Below are 18,779 nucleotides of genomic sequence, written 5' to 3'. Positions count from 1 at the left end.
ACCCCGAACCGAAGGAGCCGTCCGTGCCCCAGCCGGGAGACCGACCGTACGACTTCGTCGGCGTGGGCTTCGGCCCCGCCAACCTCGCCCTCGCCATCGCCCTGGAGGACCACAACGCGCGGGCCGTCCGGGGCGACCGCCTCACCGCGCTGTTCGTCGAGCGGCAGCCGCGCTTCGGCTGGCACCGCGGCATGCTCATCGACGGCGCCACGATGCAGGTGTCGTTCCTGAAGGACCTGGTCACGATGCGCGACCCGTCCAGCGACTTCTCCTTCCTGGCCTACCTGAGGGACAAGGGCCGGCTGGTCGACTTCATCAACCACAAGACGTTCTTCCCGACCCGCACCGAGTTCCACGACTACTTCTCCTGGGCCGCGGGACGCCTCGGGCACCTGGTCCGGTACGACGCCGAGGCCGTCGCGGTCGAGCCGGTGGACGCGGGCGGCGAGGTCGCGGAGTTCGCCGTCACCGTCCGGGACGCCGCCGGGACGCCGCGCGCCGTCCGCGCCCGCAACCTGGTGATCGGCGGCGGCCTCCAGCCGTGCCTGCCGCCCGGCGTCGCCGAGTCCGAGCGGGTCTGGCACAACCAGCGGCTGCTGATCCGGCTCGCCGAGCGCACCGGCCCGCCCCCGAGGCGCTGGACGGTGATCGGCGCCGGGCAGAGCGCCGCCGAGGTCACCGAGTACCTGCACCGCACCCACCCCGACGCCGAGGTGTGCTCGGTGTTCTCCCGCTACGGCTACAGCCCCGCCGACGACAGCCCCTTCGCCAACCGGATCTTCGACCCGGAGGCGGTGGACCTGTTCCACGGCGCGCCCGAGGAGGTCAAGCGGCGGCTGTTCGACCACCACCGCGGCACGAACTACTCGGTGGTGGACCTCGACCTCATCGAGGAGCTGTACCGGCGCGCCTACCAGGAGAGGGTCGCGGGCCGGGAGCGCCTGCGGATGCTCAACGCCTGCAAGGTGCTCGACGTCCGCGAGGTGCCCGGTGGGGCGCGCACGACCTACGAGTTCCTGCCCACCGGTGAACGGGAGGTGCTGGACTCCGACGTCGTCGTCTGCGCCACCGGCTACCGCCCGTTCGACGCCCTCGGCCTCCTCGGCCCCGCCGCCGCCCTCTGCCGCCGCGACGGGGAGGGGCGCCCGCTGGTCGAACGCGACTACCGGGTGTCCACCGGCCCGTCCGTCACCGCCGGCGTCTACTTGCAGGGCGGCACGGAGCACACGCACGGGATCACGTCGTCGCTGCTGTCCAACGGCGCCGTCCGCGCGGGCGAGATCCTCGACTCCATCCTCGCCCGCAGGCCGGAGCATCGCCCGGCCGCCTCGCCCGCCGTCCGCTGACCGCGGCAAGCAGCTCACCGGCCCTCAGCCTGATGCGCCCGTCCTGCCTGGCCAGTGCCGGGGCCGGACTCTTCCAGCGGATCACCAAATCCCGCGTGTCAGCGCCGTGGCGCGCGCCGGTCCGCCGCGCCATGGTTAACGTGACGGGCGGTCATCGATCGATCTCGCTGGGGAGTCATGCTCCTGTTGTTCGCCGTGCACTGCGCGGCCGCGGCGGTGGCTCCACTCCTCGTCCGGGGGCTCGGCCGCAACGCGTTCCTGCCGCTCGCCCTGGTGCCCGCGGCGGCGGCGGTCTGGGCGCTGCCGCCCTGGCTGGACGGCGCCGCGCCGCGCGCCGAGTCGCACGCCTGGATCCCCGGCCTGCACCTGGAACTGGCGCTGCGGGCCGATCCACTCGCCTGGATGATGGTGCTCATCGTCGGCGGCGTCGGCGCGCTCATCGTGGCCTACTGCGCCCGGTACTTCGAGGCCGCCGAGCGGGGGCTGGGCGGGTTCGCGGGGCAGCTCCTCGCGTTCGCCGCCGCGATGCTCGGGCTCGTCCTCGCCGACGACCTGATCCTGCTGTACGTGTTCTGGGAGCTGACCACGGTCTTCTCCTACCTGCTCATCGGGTTCGACTCCGCGCGCGCCGCCGCCCGCCGGGCCGCGACGCAGGCGATCATCGTCACCACCTTCGGCGGGCTGGCCATGCTGGTCGGGCTGATCATGCTCGGCCGGGCCGCGGGCACCTACCGGCTCTCGGAGATCCTGGCCCGGCCGCCGGGCGGCACCGCCGTCGGGGTGGCGCTGGCGCTGATCCTGATCGGCGCGCTGTCGAAGTCGGCGCTGGTCCCGTTCGGGCTGTGGCTGCCCGCCGCGATGGCCGCCCCGACCCCGGTGAGCGCGTACCTACACGCCGCGGCGATGGTGAAGGCGGGCGTGTACCTGGTCGCGCGGTTCGCGCCCGCGTTCGCGGGCGCCGCCGTCTGGCGGCCCGTCGTGCTGGTCCTCGGCGCGCTCACCATGGTCCTGGCGGGCTGGCGCGCACTGCGCGAGCACGACCTCAAGCTGCTGCTCGCCTACGGCACCGTCAGCCAGCTCGGATTCATGGTCGTCCTGGTCGGCGCGGGCACCCGCGACGCCGCGCTCGCCGGAGTGACGGTGCTGCTCGCGCACGCGCTGTTCAAGGCGGCGCTGTTCATGGTGGTCGGCATCATCGACCACGCCACCGGGACCCGCGACCTGCGGCGGCTGTCGGGTCTGGGCCGGGCCGCCCCGGTCCTGTGCGGCACGTCGATCGTGGCGGCGGCGTCCATGGCGGGCGTCCCCGCGACGCTCGGGTTCGCGGGGAAGGAGGCGGCCTACGAGGCGTTCATCGGGGGCCGCCCGGTGCTCCTCGGGGTCCTGGTCCTCGGCTCGGCCTTCACCGCCGCCTACAGCCTGCGGTTCCTGTGGGGCGCGTTCGCGCGCAAGCACGGGGCGGACGAACTCTCCGCGTACAGGATCGAGGCGTTGCTGCTGGCCCCCCCGGTCGTCCTCGCGCTGGCCGGCGTCGCCCTCGGGTTGCTCGCCGCCCCGCTGGACGCGCCCCTCTCCAGGGAGGCCGCCGCGTACCCGGCCGACGGTCACGGCGGCTACCACCTGTCGGCCTGGCACGGGTTCGGCGAGGCGCTGCTGCTGACCGCCGTCTCGCTGCTGGTCGGCGCCGGGCTGTTCTTCGCCGGACGCGTCGTCGTCCGGCTCCAGCGGCGGATCGTGTTCGTCGAGCCCGCCGACGTGTACGCCGGGCTCATGCGGTCGCTGAACCATCTCGCGCTGCAAGTGACCGGCGCCGTCCAGCGCGGATCGCTGCCCGGCTACCTCGTGGTCATCCTGCTGACCGCGGCGGGCCTCACCGGCTCGGCGATCCTGCTCGGACGGCCCTGGCCGACCCCCGCGCCCTGGCGGCTGTGGGACGGCCCCGCGCAGGCGATGGTCGCGGTGCTGACCGTGGCCGCGGCCGTCGCGGCGGCGCGGGCCCACGGCCGGGCCCAGACCGTCGTGCTCGCCGGGGCGTCCGGCTACGGCGTCGCGACCCTGTTCGTCCTCCAGGGCGCCCCCGACCTCGCGCTCACCCAGCTCCTGATGGAGACCGCGAGCCTGGTGGTGTTCGTGCTCGTGCTGCGCCGCCTGCCGGTCGGCTTCCCCCGCACGCGGCCCAAGTCCCGCTACCGCCTGCACGTGGCGATCGGGCTCCTCATCGGGCTCCTCGCCACCGGCGCCACCCTGCTCGCCGCCCAGGCCCGGCGGGCGGTCCCGATCGCCGCCGGGTTCCCCGGCGCGGCGGAGAAGGCGGGCGGCTCCAACATCGTCGCCACCGTCCTGGTCGACATCCGGGCCTGGGACACGCTCGGCGAGAGCTCGGTGATCGCGCTCGCGGCGCTCGGCGTCACCAGCATGGTCTTCGCCCGGCGGCGCGCGTCCGTGCCGCCGCGCGCCGCCGACGCCGCGTCCGGCACCGCGGTGTGGGCGGTCGCGGGGATGACCTCGGTGGACGCGGCGTTCCGCGGCGAGCCGTCCCCGCGCGGGCGGGACTGGCTCGCGGCCGGACCGACCCTCGCCGCCGAGCGCCGGTCGATCGTCTTCGAGGTCGTCGCCCGGCTGACCTTCCACACCGTCCTGCTGTTCTCGCTGTACCTGCTGTTCACCGCGCACTCCGCGCCGGGCGGCGGGTTCGTGGGCGGGATCGTGGCCGGGCTCGCGCTCGTCGTGCGCTACCTGGCCGGCGGCCCGTTCGAGCTGGCCGAGGCCGCGCCGGTCGACGTCGGCCGGCTCCTCGGCGTCGGGCTGATCATCACGGCGGGCACCGCGTTCTGCGGGCCGCTGTGGGGCTCGGCGATCCTGGAGAGCGGCGGCTGGGACCCGCACGTTCCGCTGCTCGGCCACGTCCACCTGGCCACCTCGCTGCTGTTCGACGCCGGCGTCTACCTGATCGTCATCGGGCTGATGCTGGACGTCCTCAGCGCGCTCGGCGCCGAGGTCGACCGGCAGGCCGGGACGGAGGAGGCCGGGTGAGCGGGACCGTCGTGCTCGCCGCCGCCGGGGGCGCCCTCGTCGCCGCAGGCGTCGCGCTGGTGCTGGAGCGCAGCCTGAGCCGGCTGGTCGTCGGGATGCTCGTGCTCGGCAACGGGGTGAACCTGCTGATCCTCACCGGCGGCGGCCCGGCCGGCCGCGCGCCCATCCTGCACGGCGTGCCGCCCGGCGCGGACCGGCGGCCGATGAACGACCCGGTGCCGCAGGCGATGATCCTCACCGCGATCGTGATCGCGCTCGGCACCGCCGCGTTCGCCCTCGCCATCGCCTACCGGTCCGGCCGGCTCGGCGACAGCGACGACGACGACGTCCGCGACGACATCGAGGACCGCCGCGTCACCCGCGGCCGGCACGAGCTGCGCACCCAGGTCCGCGCCCGGCGCCGCGAGTTCCGCGAGTGGTCCCGCGAGCAGCGCGGCCAGATCCGCGGCGCCCGCCGCGAGCTGCGCGCGGGCATCCGGGCCGAACGCGAGCGCCGCGCGGTCGACGACCCAGGCGACCTCGACGACGGCGACGACGAGAGCGGGTCCGACCGGTGAACCAGCTGCTCCCGCTGCCCGTCCTGATGCCGCTGCTCGCCGCCGGCGTCAAGATCACCCTCGGTCCGCGGCACCCCGGGCTCCAGCGCGTGATCAGCGTGACGGTGCTCGCCGCGGTGCTCTCCGTCGCCGTCGTCCTGCTGGTGCGGGCCGACCGGTTCGGCCCGCAGACCGTCCAGGTCGGCGCCTGGCCCGCGCCGCTCGGCGTCACCCTGGTCGCCGACCGGCTGTCGGCGGTGATGCTGACGGTGTCGGCCGCGGTCACCCTGTGCGTCATGGTCTACGCCATCGGCCAGGACGTGGCCGACGCCGACCGCCGCACCCCGCTGTCGGTGTTCCACCCGACCTACCTGCTGCTGGTCGCCGGCGTCGCGGACGCGTTCCTGGCCGGCGACCTGTTCAACCTGTTCGTCGGCTTCGAGATCATGCTGATGGCCAGCTACGTGCTGATCACCCTCGGCGGCACCGCCGCCCGGGTCCGCGCCGGCACCACCTACATCATGGTCGCGCTGCTGTCCTCGATGCTGTTCCTGATCGCGATAGGGGTGATCTACGCGGCGGCCGGGACGGTCAACATGGCGCAGCTCGCCGAGCGGTTCCAGGCGCTGCCGTCCGGGATCACCCTGCTCGCCGAGCTGATGCTGCTGACCGCGTTCGGCATCAAGGCCGCGGTGTTCCCGCTGTCGATGTGGCTGCCCGACTCCTATCCCACCGCGCCCGCGCCGGTGACCGCGGTGTTCGCCGGGCTGCTCACCAAGATCGGCATCTACGGCTTCATCCGGGCCGAGACGCTGCTGTTCCCCGGCCACGCCACCCGGCCCCTGCTGCTCGCCGCCGCGCTGCTCAGCATGGTCGTCGGCGTGCTCGGCGCGCTGGTCCAGGTCGACATCAAGCGGCTGCTGTCGTTCACCCTGGTCAGCCACATCGGCTACATGATCTTCGGGGTGGCGCTGGGCTCGGCCGCCGCGCTGGCCGCCACCGTCTTCTACGTCCTGCACCACATCACCATCCAGACCACGCTGTTCCTGGTCGCCGGGCTGATCGAGCGGCGCGGCGGCAGTACCTCCCTGCACCGGCTCGGCGGCCTCGCCCGCACCGCGCCGCTGATCGGCCTGCTGTTCTTCGTCCCGGCGATGAACCTCGGGGGCGTCCCGCCGCTGTCGGGGTTCCTCGGCAAGCTCGGGCTGCTCCAGGCCGGCCTGGCCGACGGCGGCGCGTTCGCCGACGTCCTGGTCGTCACGGCGGTCGGCACCAGCCTGCTGACCCTCTACGCGCTGGTGAAGGTCTGGAACCAGGCGTTCTGGCGCGTACCCGCCGAGATGCCCGGCACGTCCGCCGAGGCCGAGGACGAAGGGGCCGCACCGCCGTCGGTCCGGCTGCCCGCCGCCATGGTCGGCGCGACCGTCGCGCTCCTTGCGCTGAGCCTGGCCTACACCGCCGCCGGCGGCCCCCTCGTCTCACTGACCGAACGCGCCGCCGCCGAGCTCCTCAGCCCCGCCGGCTACATCCAGGCCGTACGGCCACAAGAACCGGGAGGGCCGTCATGAGCGAACTGCCGCCGTTCAGCCTGCGGATCGGGCGCCGGGTGGTGCAGTTGCCCCTGGTCGTCTGGCTGGTCGCGATCTGGCAGCTCATGTGGGACCGGATCTCCATCGCGAACCTGCTGTCCGGCCTCGCCGTCGCGCTGGCGCTGGTGCTGGTCTTCCCGTTCCCGCCGCTCGACCCGGGCCTGCGGCTGCACCCGCTCGGCCTCGTCCGGTTCTTCGCGCGCTTCGCCGCCGACCTGCTGCGCAGCGCCGGGCCGCTCACCTGGCAGGCGTTCGGCTCGGCCGACCGCGACGTGGTCAGCTCCGTGGTCGGCGTGACGCTGCGCACCCGTTCGGACCTGATCCTCACCGCCATGGCCATCGCGTTGTCGGCCGTCCCCGGAACCCTCGTCGTGGACGTCCGGCGCGGCACGTCCACCCTGTTCCTGCACGTCCTCGGCGCCGACCACGACGCCGCCGTGGCCAAGGCCCGCCAGGACGTGCTCAAGCTGGAGACGCGGGTCGTCCGCGCGTTCGGCACCCGCGAGGACCTGCGGGCGATCTCGGAGGAGACCCCATGACGATCGTCATCGCCGTCGCGACCGCCGCCCTCGGCGTCGCCGCCGCGCTCACCCTGGCCCGCCTGGTGCGCGGCCCGACGATGCTCGACCGCGCCGTGGCCCTGGACGTGCTGGCGGCCGTCATCATGGCCGGTCTCGGCGTCGAGGCGATCGCCGCCGAGGACCCCTGGGTGCTCCCGACGCTGCTGGCCCTGTCGCTGATCGGGTTCGTGGGCTCGGCCTCGATCGCCAGGTTCCTGGTCTACCGGAACGAGGAGGACGCGTGACCGCGCTCTGCCTGCTGCTCGGCGCCACCGCGTCCCTCGGCGCCGGCCTCGGCCTGCTCCGCCTGCCCGACCTGCTGACCCGCATGCACGCCGCCACCAAACCGCAGGCGGTGGGCCTCCTGCTGGTCCTCATCGCGGTCGGCATCCACTTTCCGTCCGCCTCGGTCATCACCACCCTGGTCCTGGTGATGGCGCTCCAGCTCGTCACCGTCCCGATTGCCGCCCACATGGTCGGACGCGCCGCCTACCGAACCGGCCAGGTCGCTCGGGACCGCCTCTACCAGGACGACCTCAACGCCGCCCTGGAACCTCAGGAGGACTGACCCACCAGCCCCAGCCCGCGCAGCCGCTCGTCGACCTCCCGCACATGCCGCGACCCCGCCCAGGGCTCCAGTTGTTCACGGGTCTTGAGGACGCTGCGCACCAGGCGTGCCGAGCTGTGCACGGATGTGACCTCCATGCCAGCCAGTATCCGTCCGGCCGCGGAGTCGATCTCGCGCTTCTGGATGAGGACTCCCGCGCATTCGAGCTGGGCGAACGCGTACTCGCGCGGACATGTGCGCTTGAGGGTGGGAAGCGTGTGTTCCGCGGTGCCGAGCGCCTCGTCGTGACGGCCCAGCCGAGCGTGACAGAAGACCGCGTGATGCTGCACGCGCTCGGGCGTCCACCAGTACAGGTGTGCCGGGCCCTTCTCCGAGCGGATGCGGTCGGCCACCTCGGTCGCCCGTGCCATGGCCCGGAGGCTCGCGCCGGTCTTCTCCTTGCCCGCTGAGGCGAGCACCCTCGCCAGCATCAGCGCCGTGGTGCCCTGCTGAAGGGGGCTGGTGCTGCTCCGCACCCAGCCCTGCGCGGCGTACGCGTGGTCCAGCGCCCGAGGCACTTGGCCTCGGTACTCGGCCATGTTGGCGATGGATCCGTGGAGGTGTGCGATGAGCGTCGCGTCCGACAGTTCGTGGGCCGCGCGCAGGCCGTCGTCATAGCGGGTCGCCGCGCCCGCGTGGTCGAGCAGGTCGAAGTGCTGCCAGCCGGAGAGATGCGACAGATTCGCGTACACCGAGATCAGCCGCTCTCGGAGTGCCTCCGGCATGCCGCCCTTGGCGAGCAGGTCGCCGACCACTGCGCGCTGGGCGTCGATGACCGCGATGACCTTCTCCGGGCCGTGGGTGTCGTCGAGCTGGCGGCAGTGGGCGATGAGGGTCTCGATGGTGGTGACGGTCTGGGCGTCGACCCGGCCGGATTGAGTGACGACGCGGGCCAGGCGCTCGGTCTCGGCGGGCGGCAGCCGCCGGAGGAGGGGGAGGGCGGCGGTGCCGCCGAGGGCCAGGGCGAGCTGGAAGAGCAGGTCCCGTCGCTTCACGTCCGCCTCCATACCGCTGAGCGCGTGGAAGAGTTCCACGGTCGCCTGCGGGGACGGGGCGGACGTGGCCGGACCCGGGTCCTGATCCCAGGGGAGGGCGTCGGCCCTGCCCTCGCGTGACCGTTCCATGCTGACACGCGAACGGCCGGACGCAACCCCCGGGACGGCGGCGTCGACGACCTCCTGCTCCTTCGGCGGGTACGAGGCGTACACCTCGGTGGTGATCAGGTTGCGGGTGGCGGTCCCGTACACGCGGGCGAGGAGGCACAGCGTCCAGGCGGGCGGACGCCTGCCGTGATCGGGCCACGCCTCGAAGTCGTACAGCCGCGACTCGCGCAGCGAGGCCGTCCCGGCGGGGTCGGCCTGGTTGTAGAGGTCGGCGGCAGTGCGGGCGGTCAGGCCGGCCGCGCAGCGGTAGACGCGCAGCGGACTGAACGAGGGGTGGTCGAGCGCGAGGATCACGGCGATCTGCTCGACGGTGAAGCCGCGTGCTCCCAGCGCCTCCGCCTTGCGGCGGCAGTGCCTTTGCGTGGTGTGGCCTTCGGAGGTCATGGCGGCTCCCTCGATGGTCGTGCACGGATCGTACAACCGCGTGCACGGAGCGAGACGGATGTTGGCCGGAGATCGGCCCGAGTGGGGAGGCGTGCCCGAGACGGGCACTGTTCGTGCAGGTCAGAGGCTTGGCCCGCGGGGAGGTCGTGGCCGGGAAGCGGGGGGTCGCCGCAGGTGGGCGGGTGCGAAACCGTCGTACCTCCACGAGAACCGAGCCGACGGAGGCGACGATGTGCCCGCACCAGACCGGTCTGCTGGAGGCCCCCGGCGTGACCATGAACCGGCTGCTGTGCTGGCGGCGCGCCTTCCCGGGAGTCGCGGCGCAGGTGGGCGAGGCGCGGCGGTTCGTGGGGTCCCTGCTCGCGGCCGACCCGGTGTGCGACGACGCGGTCTGGATCGCGGGGGAGCTGGCGGGCAACGCGGTCGTGCACTCGCGCTCCGGGCTGCCGGACGGGACGTTCGCGGTGGAGGTGGCGCGGTCGCCGTTCGTGGTGCGGGTGTGCGTGTTCGACGACGGCGGCGGCGGGGTGCCGGGGGTTCCGGACGGGCCGGAAGAGCTCGCCGAGAACGGCCGCGGCCTCCTCGGGGTGCGCGAGCTGGCGCGTTCGCACGGGTCGTGCCCGCTGCCCGGAGGGGGACGCGTGGTGTGGGCTCTTTTGCTTCGGTGACGCTGAACGTCGGCAACGTGGGGTTTTGTAGGTGCTGCAACTCTAAGATCGAATGGAACGATCTTTCAGGGGGGAGACCGGCGTGGCGGACGCAGTGGACTTGAGGACCGACGTTCCTCACTCGGCTCGGATCTACGACTACCTGCTGGGCGGGAAGGACAACTACCCCGCCGACCGGGGCGCCGCCGGGAACATCGTCAAGGACTGGATCAACCTGCCGAAGTCGATGCGGGCCAACCGGCACTTCATGCGCCGCGCGACCGGGTTCCTGGCCGCCGAGCACGGGTTCCGGCAGTTCCTCGACATCGGGACCGGGCTGCCCACCGCGCCCAACCTGCACGAGGTCGTGCAGGGCGTCGCGCCGGACGCGCGGATCGTCTACGTCGACAACGACCCGATCGTCCTCGTGCACGCGCGTGCGCTGCTGACCAGCTCGCCGGGGGGCCGGACGACCTACCTCGACGCCGACTTCCGCGACCCCGAGGCGATCCTGTCGTCCCCCGAGTTGAAGGGGACGCTGGACCTGGGCCTGCCGGTGGCGCTGAGCCTGTTCGCCATCCTCCAGTTCGTCGTGGACGACGCGGTGGCCAAGGGCGTGATCGACAGGCTGATGGAGCCGCTGGCATCCGGCAGCGTGCTGGCGCTGTCGACGGTGACGGCCGATAGTGCGCCCGAGGAGGTCGAGAGCGGCGTGGCCGGCTACAACGCGGGCGGCATCCCCACGCGGGCGCGGAACCGGACCGAAGTCGAACACCTGTTCGATGGCTATGAGCTGCTCGATCCGGGCATCGTGCTGGTCAACCACTGGCGGCCCGACGAGCAGGCCGCAGCGGTTCCGGACGAGCATGTGCACATGTACGGCGGGGTGGCCCGCAAGCCCTGACGGGTTCGGGCACCGGGCCGTTTCGGGCAGTATGGAAGGGTGACACAGGCCATTGACGCGGGCGCCTCGCTGGCGGACCTCGTCGCGGGCGGCGGTGTGGTGGTGCTGAGCGGCGCCGGGCTGTCGACGGAGTCGGGGATCCCCGACTACCGGGGCGAGACCGGGCGCAGGCGGCGGGCCGAGCCGATGACCTACCAGGCGTTCGTCGGCGGCGAGGCGGCCCGCCGGCGGTACTGGGCGCGCAGCCATCTCGGGTGGCGGCACATCGCGCGGGCCGCGCCCAACGACGGGCATCGCGCCGTCGCCGAGCTCCAGGCCCGCGGGCTGGTGGACGGGATCATCACCCAGAACGTCGACGGCCTGCACCAGGCCGCCGGGGCCCGCGAGGTGATCGAGCTGCACGGCGGCCTCGACCGGGTGCTGTGCCTGTCCTGCGGTGAGCGGACGCCGCGCGACCGGCTCGACCGGCGGCTGCGTGAGGCCAACCCGGGCTGGGACGCGCAGGCCGACATGATCAACCCCGACGGCGACGCCGTGCTGGACGACGATCAGGTCGAGTCGTTCCGGGTCGTCCCGTGCGAGCGGTGCGGCGGCCCGCTCAAGCCCGACGTGATCTTCTTCGGCGAGAACGTGCCGCCGCCGCGCGTCCGCGACTGCTACGCGCTGACCGAGCGGGCCGGGGTGCTGCTGGTGCTCGGGTCGTCGCTGACGGTGATGTCCGGGCTCCGGTTCGTCCGGCGGGCCGCCGGGGCCGGCATCCCGGTGGTCATCGTCAACCGCGGGCCGACCCGCGGCGACGACCTCGCCCGGCTGAACCTGGACGTCCCCCTCGGCAAGGCCCTGACCGGCCTGGTCGCGGCGCTGCCCTAGCTAGCCCGCCAGGGCGGAGGCGACCAGGTCCCGGGCCTCCTCCTGGACGGCCGCCAGGTGCTCGGGCCCCCGGAACGACTCGGCGTAGATCTTGTAGACGTCCTCGGTGCCGGACGGCCGGGCGGCGAACCACGCCGACTCCGTCGCGACCTTCAGCCCGCCGATCGGGGCGCCGTTGCCGGGCGCCTCGGTGAGGACGGCGGTGATCGGCTCCCCGGCCAGGTCGCGGGCGGTGACCTGATCGGCGGCCAGCCTCTTGAGGACGGCCTTCTCCGCCGGGGTGGCGGGGGCGTCCACGCGGGCGTAGGCGGGGTCGCCGTACCGCTCGGCGAGCCCGGCGTACAGGCGGCTCGGCGACTCGCCGGTCACCGCGGTGATCTCGGCGGCGAGCAGGGCCAGGATGAGCCCGTCCTTGTCGGTGGTCCAGGGCGAGCCGTCGCGGCGCAGGAACGCGGCGCCCGCGCTCTCCTCGCCGCCGAACGCGAGCGAGCCCTCCAGCAGGCCCGGGACGAACCACTTGAAGCCGACCGGGACCTCGACCAGGTCGCGGCCGAGCCCGGCCGCCACCCGGTCGATCATGCCGCTGCTCACCAGGGTCTTGCCGACGCCCGCGCCGGCGGGCCAGCCGGGGCGGTGCCCGTACAGGTAGGCGATCGCGGCGGCGAGGAAGTGGTTGGGGTTCATCAGCCCCGCGTCCGGGGTGACGACGCCGTGCCGGTCGGCGTCGGCGTCGTTGCCGGTGGACACGTCGTAGGACGACCGGTTCTCGATCAGGGACGCCATCGCGTGCGGCGACGAGCAGTCCATCCGGATCCGGCCGTCCCAGTCCAGGGTCATGAACCGCCAGGTGGGGTCGGTCGCGGGGTTGACGACGGTCAGGTCGAGCCGGTGCCGTTCGGCGATCTCGCCCCAGTAGGCGACGCTCGCGCCGCCGAGCGGGTCGGCGCCGATCCGGACCCCGGCGGAGCGGATCACGTCCAGGTCGAGCACCGACGGGAGGTCGTCCACGTAGCCGGCGAGGAAGTCGTGGCGGCCGGTGGTGTCGGCGGCGAGCGCCCGCGCGTACGGGACGCGCCGGACCGCCTTCAGCCCGCCCTCGATGATCGTGTTGGCCCGGTCCTGGATCCACGAGGTGGCCTCGGTGCCGGCCGGGCCGCCGTCCGGCGGGTTGTACTTGAACCCGCCGTCCCGGGGCGGGTTGTGCGACGGGGTGATGACCACGCCGTCGGCGAGCCCGGTGGCGCGGCCCCGGTTGTGGCCGAGGACCGCGTGCGAGAGCGCCGGGGTGGGGGTGTACCCGTCCCGCGCGTCGATCAGCACCCGGACGCCGTTGCCCGCGAACACCTCCAGCGCCGTCGCCTGCGCGGGCGCCGACAGCGCGTGCGGGTCGGCGCCGAGGAACAGCGGGCCGTCGATCCCTTGAGCCGTCCGGTACTCGCAGATCGCCTGGGCGGTCGCGGCGATGTGGTCCTCGTTGAAGGCCGTGTCGAACGCCGACCCGCGGTGCCCGGACGTGCCGAACGCGACGCGCTGCGCCGCCACGGCGGGGTCGGGGCGCAGGCTGTAGTACGCGGTGACCAGCCGCGGCACGTCCACGAGGTCGGACGGAAGGGCGGGCTGCCCGGCGCGCGCGTCCACCATGAAGCCTCCTCAGGTTCTCGATCGGTGTGCCTCCAGGATGACCGCCCGCCCCCGGACCGCGCGCCCCGCCCGGCGGAAGACCGGCCGCGGCGAGCAACATCGCGGCGTCCCGACCGTCTATAGGACATGGACGGACTTGAAACAGAGGTGGCCGACCCGCCCGGCGACCCCCGGGACGGCGTGGCCGCCCTCTTCCACGACAACCGGCTGAAGCTGCTCAGGCTCGCGGTGCTGATGGTCGGCGACGAGGCGACGGCCGAGGACGTGGTGCAGGACGCCTTCATCGGGCTGCACCGCCGCTGGTCGGGGCTGGACGACGAGCGCAAGGCGCCGGCCTACGCCCGCGCCTCGGTGCTGAACGGCTGCCGGTCGGTGCTGCGGCGCCGGTCGATCGCGCGGCGGCTCGGGATCGTCCACGAGCCGCCGGTCTGGTCGGCGGAGTCGGAGGTGCTCGTCGGCGAGGAGCGGCGCGGGGTGATGGAGGCGCTGCAGAAGCTGCCGCGGCGGCGCCGCGAGGTCCTCGTCCTGCGCTACTACCTCGACCTGGGCGACGCCGAGATCGCCGAGGCGATGGGCATCGCCGAGGTCACCGTCCGCACCACCGCCGCCAGGGCCCTGACCGCACTCGCACGTCTGCTGGGGAACCAAGAATGACCAGGACAGAGGAACAGCTCCGCGACGCGCTGAACGGCGTCGCCGAACTCGTGCACGGAACCGAACGCGCCCGCGTCCCGGCGGCGCGCGGGCGCCGGCGGTTCTCCGGCTGGCTGGTGCCGGCCACGATGGCGGCGGTCCTGCTGGTCGTCGTCGCGGGCGTCTTCACCGCGGCGTCGCTGCGCTCCCCGGCCGCCCCGAAGCCGGTGTCACCGGCCGGCGCGTCCGGCCGGTACTTCGTCTCGCTGACGGCGCAGGGCGCCGGGCCCGCGGGCAACGGCGCAGCGGTACGGGACTCGGCGACCGGGGAGGTCGTGCACGTGGCGCCCGCCCCGGAGGGGACCGAATGGTCGGCCGCCGCCGCGACGGCCGACGGGAGCTCCTTCTACCTGGTCGGGTCGCGAGGGGACGCCGCCGGTTCGCTCCTGTACCGGCTCCGTCCCTCCACCGGCGCGTCCTGGCGGCTGGACCCCGTCGCAGGCGTGGACCTGCCGGTCGTCGACGGGGTGGCCGTATCGCCCGACGGGACGCGCCTGGCCTACGTCAAGGCGGGCCCGAGGAAGACCGCCGTCGCCGACCACATCGAGATCCACGTGGTCACCCTCGCCGGCGGGCACCGGGAGGTGTTCCAGAGCTCCGCGCTCATCGGCGCCGAAAGCCTGAGCTGGTCGGCGGACGGGGCCCGCCTGGGGTTCGCCGCCACCTTCCGCGGGGGCCGCACCGAGCTCCGGATCCTGGACGCCGCCGCCGGACACGACCTGCTGAAGGCCTCCCGTCCGGTCGCCGAGCGGGGACTCGGCCAGCTGACCACGCCGGTGCTCGGCGCGGACGGCTCCAAGGTGTACGTGATCGCGGCGCAGCCGGCCGAGGACGGCGGCCCGTCGTGGACCCGGCTGATCGAGGTCGACGCCGCCTCCGGGCGCCAGCTCCGCGTGCTGTTCGAGCAGCGCCACGGCGACAGCTCCACCAACACCGTCTGGAACTTCACCGTGCTGGTCCGCGACGCGTCCGGCCGGAGGCTGCTGCTGGTCTCCAACGGGTGGGGCCACCGGATCGACATCGGGACGGCGCGGGCGGAGCGATTCCCGGTTCCGGAGGGCGAACCGCACTCTTTGGCCTGGTGACGCGGCCGATGATGTGGCGAAGATGGTTCCGGGCCCCTGGATTCCGTACGGTATCGGCTCGTGACCCCCAAGCCTGCCGGCCTTCCCAAGGCCCACCAGCTCAGGACCCGGGCCGCCGACATCGGCGGCTGCACCGCCGGGCTGCTGCGGTTCGCCACTCCGCACGAGGCGGACGCGCTGCTCGGCCAGATCCCCTCCGTCCGCGCCCGCCAGTCGCTGAACAGCTACGGGATGCCCAACCGGGTGGTCGCCGAGGCCATGCTGCGCCGCGGCGACAAGGAGCACCTCGGCTGGCTGGTCGTGCAGGCGCTCCGTCCGGGGAGCTGGCCGGTGCTGCTCGGGCGGCTCCTGGACCTGGACGATCCCGTGGTGAACGAGCGGCTGATGGCCGCCCCGGGCCGGACCGACGTCCCGCGCAACCTGCGCAGGCAGCTCGCCCACCAGACCTCGCGGCGGGACGGCGTCACGCCGGTGCCGCTCCCCGAGGGGCTGCGCGAGGTGCCCGGTCCGGGCGACCGGGCCTCCCTCGGACCCGACCACGCGCTGCTGCACGCGGCGGACGCGGGACTCGCGGCGCGGGCCCTGCGCTTCCTCGGCGCGGGCGCCGACCCGCACGGCGCCGCGCGGGCGTGCCGGACGATGCTGGACGCGGGCCTGCGCGACGAGCTGCGCGCGCTGGTGGACGAGGGCCGCCTGCCCGCGTACCGGTGGGGGCCGCACGAGCGGGAGCCGAGCGTGCTGGACTACGCGCGGGACGCGCTCGCCGGCGCGGAGGGGGAGCGGCGGCTGCGCGAGCTGTCCGAGCGGGTCCGCAAGCCCGAGATGCTCCGCTCCATAGGTGAGATGTCCGACTCCGACGCCCGGTCCACCCGCTGGGAGGACACCCGGCTGGTCCGCACCCGGGTGGACCGCCGCAACCCGGCCGTGCCCCGGGTGGACTGGGCCGCGGTGCTGGCGGACGAGCCGCGCCGCCGCGCCGCCGACGGCGCGCTCCCGCGCTTCGCCGCCAAGATCATGGCGCAGCGCGCCGACGTCCCGCTGGAGCTGGTGCGGGCGGTCGTGGCCGACCATCCCGAGCTCGCCGTCTTCCTGAGCGATCCGGTCCCGCGGGTGCTCGCCGACCTGTGCGGGCAGAGCCCCCGGCCGGGCACCCCGGTGGTGACCAAGGTCGTCGGCAACGGGCTCGCCGCGGGCACGCTGACCCCGCAGGACGTCGTCGAGATCGTGCCGGAGGAGCTGCTGGAGAGCGTGACCGGCGCGCTGTGGCTGCCCGGGCTGCGCGGCCTCGCGGCGGTGCGGACGCTGGTCGGCCTGGCGGGCGACGTCGAGCTGGACCCCTTCTTCGTCGACGAGACCGGGGCGGGGACGCGGCGCCGCCTGCGCGACCCGCGGCGGCCCGCGCACTGGCATCCGGGGGCCGTCTACGGCCCGAGGCTCGCCGCGGTGCTCCGTGCGCGCGGCGACCGGGGCATGACCGCCGACGAGGTGTTGGCCGAGGCCGACACCGACGCGATCCTGGCCGCGTCCGGCGCCGCGCCGCCCGATCCCCGCGTGCTGCGGCGGCTGGCCGAGCACGTGCACGCGAACCTGTCCGGACGGCCCGAGGCGTGGATGGCGGCGCTGAAGCTGCTGGAGGACGGATTCGCCGGGTCCCTGCCCGAACTGCTGGGCGCCGCCGCCGAGGCCACGCCGTGACGCGGCGCCCCGGGCGGACGTCCGGGGGACGGGGTCAGCGGTGTGCGAGTGCGAGGAGCCCGTCGGCCAGGCCGCCGCGCCAGCAGGCGAGGTCGTGACCGCCGCCGTACTCGGTGAACGCGACGTCGCGGCCGTGGGCGCGGAGCATGTCGCGGAACCGCCGGACGGCGGGCCGCAGCCGCCATTCGTTCCGTCCGACCTCCAGGTAGAACCGCACGCGCGGCGGGGGCGAACCCGCGGAGGCGCGGGTGAGCGCCTCGCCGTCCAGCCAGAACGCGCCGGACTGCGCGAGGACGTTTCCGAACCGGCCGGGTGCGCGCAGCGCCGCGGCGGCGGCCGTCAGCCCGCCGAGACTCTGTCCCGCGATGGTCGACCGGGCCGGATCGGCGGTCACCGGCCAGTGCCGCGGCGCCCAGCGCGGAAGCTCGCCGGTGAGGAAGGCCAGGAACGGCTCGTCGCCGCCGAGTTCGGCGTCGCGCACGGCGGCGTCGCCGGAGGCGGGCATCAGCGCGACCATCGGCGGGACGAGGCCCTCGGCGATCAGGTTGTCGAGCGTCGGCGCGATCGGCACGGTCTCCGCCCACAGCCCGCCGTCGAGCAGGACGAGCAGGTCGGGCGACTCCACCGGCCCCGCCGGGACGTACACGTGCACGGTGCGCGCGGTGCCGAGGGCGGCGCTCGGGACCAGGTGCGCGGTGACGGTCCCGCGCGGGACGCCCGGCCGGGCGTCCCGCCACGGCTGCGGGGGAGCGCCGGGCAGCTCCAGCACCGAGGTCGTGACGCCCGGGATCCAGGACGGGAGCGTCTCGGGGTTGAGCGGGTCGGGCACCGCGCCGCGCCTCACCCGCGCCCAGGACTCCGGGTCGGCGGTGTCGACCGGGCCGTCGGACGGGTGGAACTGGTAGGTGGCGCGCAGATCGGAGGGGAACCGGAACGTGCGGTGCCATCCGCCGTTGCCCGGGAGCCGCTCCATCAGCATCGGCCCGGGATCGTGGCGCTGCCCCTCCGAGACCGTGTTGACCAGCACCAGGACCTGCGCCGCGTCCCCCTGCCAGAGGAACGTCACGGCGTGGTGCCCGCCGCCCAGGTCGCGGACCGGCGGGCCCGTCCCGGGCCGCGCCTCCGGAGGCGGTCCGCTCAGGACCTCCAAGGGCTTGAACGGCTCGATCTGCTCGCCGGACGGCCCGGTCACTTCGCCGAGACCACGGTCACGGCGTTCGCGTTCGCGTTCGCGTTCGCTTTCGGGGCCGTGGACGGGACGACGACGGGCGCGCCGTCGCCGGGGGCGCTGAGGATGTCGGCGTCGACGTCGTAGAGGGCGCGGATCAGCGCGGAGTCGACGACGTCCTTCGGCGGGCCGGAGGCGACGACCTTCCCGTCCCGCATCGCCACCAGCACGTCGGCGTAGCGGGCGGCGGAGGCGATGTCGTGCAGCACCATGACCACGGTGCGGCCCCCGCCCGCCACCGACCGCACCAGCCCGAGGACCTCCACCTGGTGGCCGAGGTCGAGCGCGCTGGTCGGCTCGTCGAGCAGCGTCACCGGCGTCTGCTGCGCCAGCACCATCGCCAGCCAGCAGCGCTGCCGCTGCCCGCCCGACAGCCGGTCGACGCGGCGGCCCGCGAGGCCGGTCACGCCGGTGGCGGCCATCGCCTCGGCCGCGATCCGCTCGTCGCCCCGCGACCACTGGCGGAACAGCCCCTGGTGCGGGTGCCGGCCGTAGGCGACGAGCCCGGCGACCGTGATGCCCTCGGGCGCGACCGGCGCCTGGGGGAGCAGGGTGATGTGGTGGGCGGCCTGCCGGGGCCGCAGCTTCCAGACGTCGTGGCCGCCGACGGTGATCCGTCCCGCCAGCGGCCGGTGCAGGCGGGCCATGCCGCGCAGCAGTGTGGACTTGCCGCAGCCGTTCGGGCCGACGATCGCGACCACCTGTCCCGGCGGGACCCGCAGGTCGACGCCGTCCACGGCGACCAGCCCGGGATAGCCGGACCGGACCCCCTCGACCACCAGTTCCACGGACGCTCCT

General features: G+C 74.3%; 17 protein-coding genes. 13 read left to right on the top strand and 4 right to left on the bottom strand.

The features are described 5' to 3' along the window. Positions 1-23 precede the first annotated feature (23 nt). From QP090_RS00225 to mnhG, 7 genes are all read left to right on the top strand, one after another. On the top strand, positions 24-1,346 hold the full coding sequence (locus QP090_RS00225; RefSeq protein WP_285936349.1) for a lysine N(6)-hydroxylase/L-ornithine N(5)-oxygenase family protein: 1,323 nt from the start codon (positions 24-26) through the stop codon (positions 1,344-1,346). A 177-nt stretch (positions 1,347-1,523) separates the two neighbouring features. Next, positions 1,524-4,379 carry a Na+/H+ antiporter subunit A gene (locus QP090_RS00220; protein WP_285936348.1) on the top strand — a complete coding sequence of 952 codons (2,856 nt, stop codon included), beginning with the start codon at positions 1,524-1,526 and terminating at the stop codon, positions 4,377-4,379. Beyond that, positions 4,376-4,936 (top strand): Na(+)/H(+) antiporter subunit C, encoded by a 561-nt coding sequence (locus tag QP090_RS00215; RefSeq protein ID WP_285936347.1) that lies wholly within the window; start codon positions 4,376-4,378, stop codon positions 4,934-4,936. Before QP090_RS00220 ends, QP090_RS00215 begins: the two co-directional genes overlap by 4 nt. Before the next feature lie 26 nt (positions 4,937-4,962). Further along, on the top strand, positions 4,963-6,483 hold the full coding sequence (locus tag QP090_RS00210) for a Na+/H+ antiporter subunit D (protein WP_285938533.1): 1,521 nt from the start codon (positions 4,963-4,965) through the stop codon (positions 6,481-6,483). After that, on the top strand, positions 6,480-7,043 hold the full coding sequence (locus QP090_RS00205; protein WP_285936346.1) for a Na+/H+ antiporter subunit E: 564 nt from the start codon (positions 6,480-6,482) through the stop codon (positions 7,041-7,043). The genes QP090_RS00210 and QP090_RS00205 overlap by 4 nt, the downstream gene beginning before the upstream one ends. Continuing rightward, positions 7,040-7,309, top strand: a complete 270-nt coding sequence (locus QP090_RS00200; RefSeq protein WP_285936345.1) for an MrpF/PhaF family protein — start codon at positions 7,040-7,042, stop codon at positions 7,307-7,309. Before QP090_RS00205 ends, QP090_RS00200 begins: the two co-directional genes overlap by 4 nt. Continuing rightward, entirely contained in the window at positions 7,306-7,632 is a 327-nt protein-coding gene (mnhG, locus tag QP090_RS00195) for a monovalent cation/H(+) antiporter subunit G (RefSeq protein ID WP_285936344.1), read from the top strand. Before QP090_RS00200 ends, mnhG begins: the two co-directional genes overlap by 4 nt. Here mnhG and QP090_RS00190 read toward each other — a convergent pair. Continuing rightward, on the bottom strand, positions 7,620-9,218 hold the full coding sequence (locus QP090_RS00190) for an NsdA family TPR-like regulatory protein (protein ID WP_285936343.1): 1,599 nt from the start codon (positions 9,216-9,218) through the stop codon (positions 7,620-7,622). The two genes, mnhG and QP090_RS00190, sit on opposite strands and share 13 nt — an antisense overlap. Before the next feature lie 230 nt (positions 9,219-9,448). On the opposite strand from QP090_RS00190, the gene QP090_RS00185 reads away from it, so the two are divergent. The 3 genes from QP090_RS00185 to QP090_RS00175 all read left to right on the top strand — a co-directional run bounded on the left by QP090_RS00185 (position 9,449) and on the right by QP090_RS00175 (position 11,639). Then, positions 9,449-9,886: an ATP-binding protein gene (locus tag QP090_RS00185; protein ID WP_285936342.1), complete on the top strand. Its 438-nt coding sequence runs from the start codon at positions 9,449-9,451 to the stop codon at positions 9,884-9,886. 82 nt (positions 9,887-9,968) lie between these two features. After that, positions 9,969-10,769 (top strand): SAM-dependent methyltransferase, encoded by an 801-nt coding sequence (locus QP090_RS00180; protein WP_285936340.1) that lies wholly within the window; start codon positions 9,969-9,971, stop codon positions 10,767-10,769. A 39-nt stretch (positions 10,770-10,808) separates the two neighbouring features. Then, complete coding sequence (locus tag QP090_RS00175; RefSeq protein ID WP_285936338.1) at positions 10,809-11,639, top strand: NAD-dependent protein deacetylase; 831 nt, start codon at positions 10,809-10,811, stop codon at positions 11,637-11,639. On the opposite strand, the gene pgm is transcribed toward QP090_RS00175, so the two are convergent. Continuing rightward, positions 11,640-13,280, bottom strand: coding sequence for a phosphoglucomutase (alpha-D-glucose-1,6-bisphosphate-dependent) (pgm, locus tag QP090_RS00170; RefSeq protein WP_285936337.1), 1,641 nt, complete (start codon positions 13,278-13,280; stop codon positions 11,640-11,642). It abuts the gene before it with no gap. A gap of 126 nt (positions 13,281-13,406) precedes the next feature. Here pgm and QP090_RS00165 point away from each other — a divergent pair, with 126 nt between their 5' ends. Genes QP090_RS00165 through QP090_RS00155 form a run of 3 tightly spaced genes read left to right on the top strand, consistent with a single transcriptional unit; the run spans position 13,407 to position 16,753 of the window. Next, complete coding sequence (locus tag QP090_RS00165) at positions 13,407-13,934, top strand: sigma-70 family RNA polymerase sigma factor (protein ID WP_285936335.1); 528 nt, start codon at positions 13,407-13,409, stop codon at positions 13,932-13,934. Continuing rightward, positions 13,931-15,058: a hypothetical protein gene (locus QP090_RS00160; RefSeq protein ID WP_285936334.1), complete on the top strand. Its 1,128-nt coding sequence runs from the start codon at positions 13,931-13,933 to the stop codon at positions 15,056-15,058. The genes QP090_RS00165 and QP090_RS00160 overlap by 4 nt, the downstream gene beginning before the upstream one ends. Positions 15,059-15,118: 60 nt before the next feature. Then, positions 15,119-16,753, top strand: a complete 1,635-nt coding sequence (locus QP090_RS00155) for a hypothetical protein (RefSeq protein WP_285936333.1) — start codon at positions 15,119-15,121, stop codon at positions 16,751-16,753. Between the two features lie 34 nt (positions 16,754-16,787). Here QP090_RS00155 and QP090_RS00150 read toward each other — a convergent pair whose 3' ends face one another. Both QP090_RS00150 and QP090_RS00145 read right to left on the bottom strand, forming a co-directional pair. After that, positions 16,788-17,945, bottom strand: coding sequence for an alpha/beta hydrolase-fold protein (locus QP090_RS00150; protein ID WP_285936331.1), 1,158 nt, complete (start codon positions 17,943-17,945; stop codon positions 16,788-16,790). Next, positions 17,942-18,769: an ABC transporter ATP-binding protein gene (locus tag QP090_RS00145; protein ID WP_285936330.1), complete on the bottom strand. Its 828-nt coding sequence runs from the start codon at positions 18,767-18,769 to the stop codon at positions 17,942-17,944. The genes QP090_RS00150 and QP090_RS00145 overlap by 4 nt, the downstream gene beginning before the upstream one ends. Between the last annotated feature and the right edge of the window lie 10 nt (positions 18,770-18,779).

The sequence above is a fragment of the Actinomadura xylanilytica genome, from assembly GCF_030283145.1.
Taxonomy (GTDB): domain Bacteria; phylum Actinomycetota; class Actinomycetes; order Streptosporangiales; family Streptosporangiaceae; genus Spirillospora; species Spirillospora xylanilytica.
Note: the sequence above shows the minus strand (reverse complement) of the source record. Positions and strands in the feature narration are given on the sequence as shown.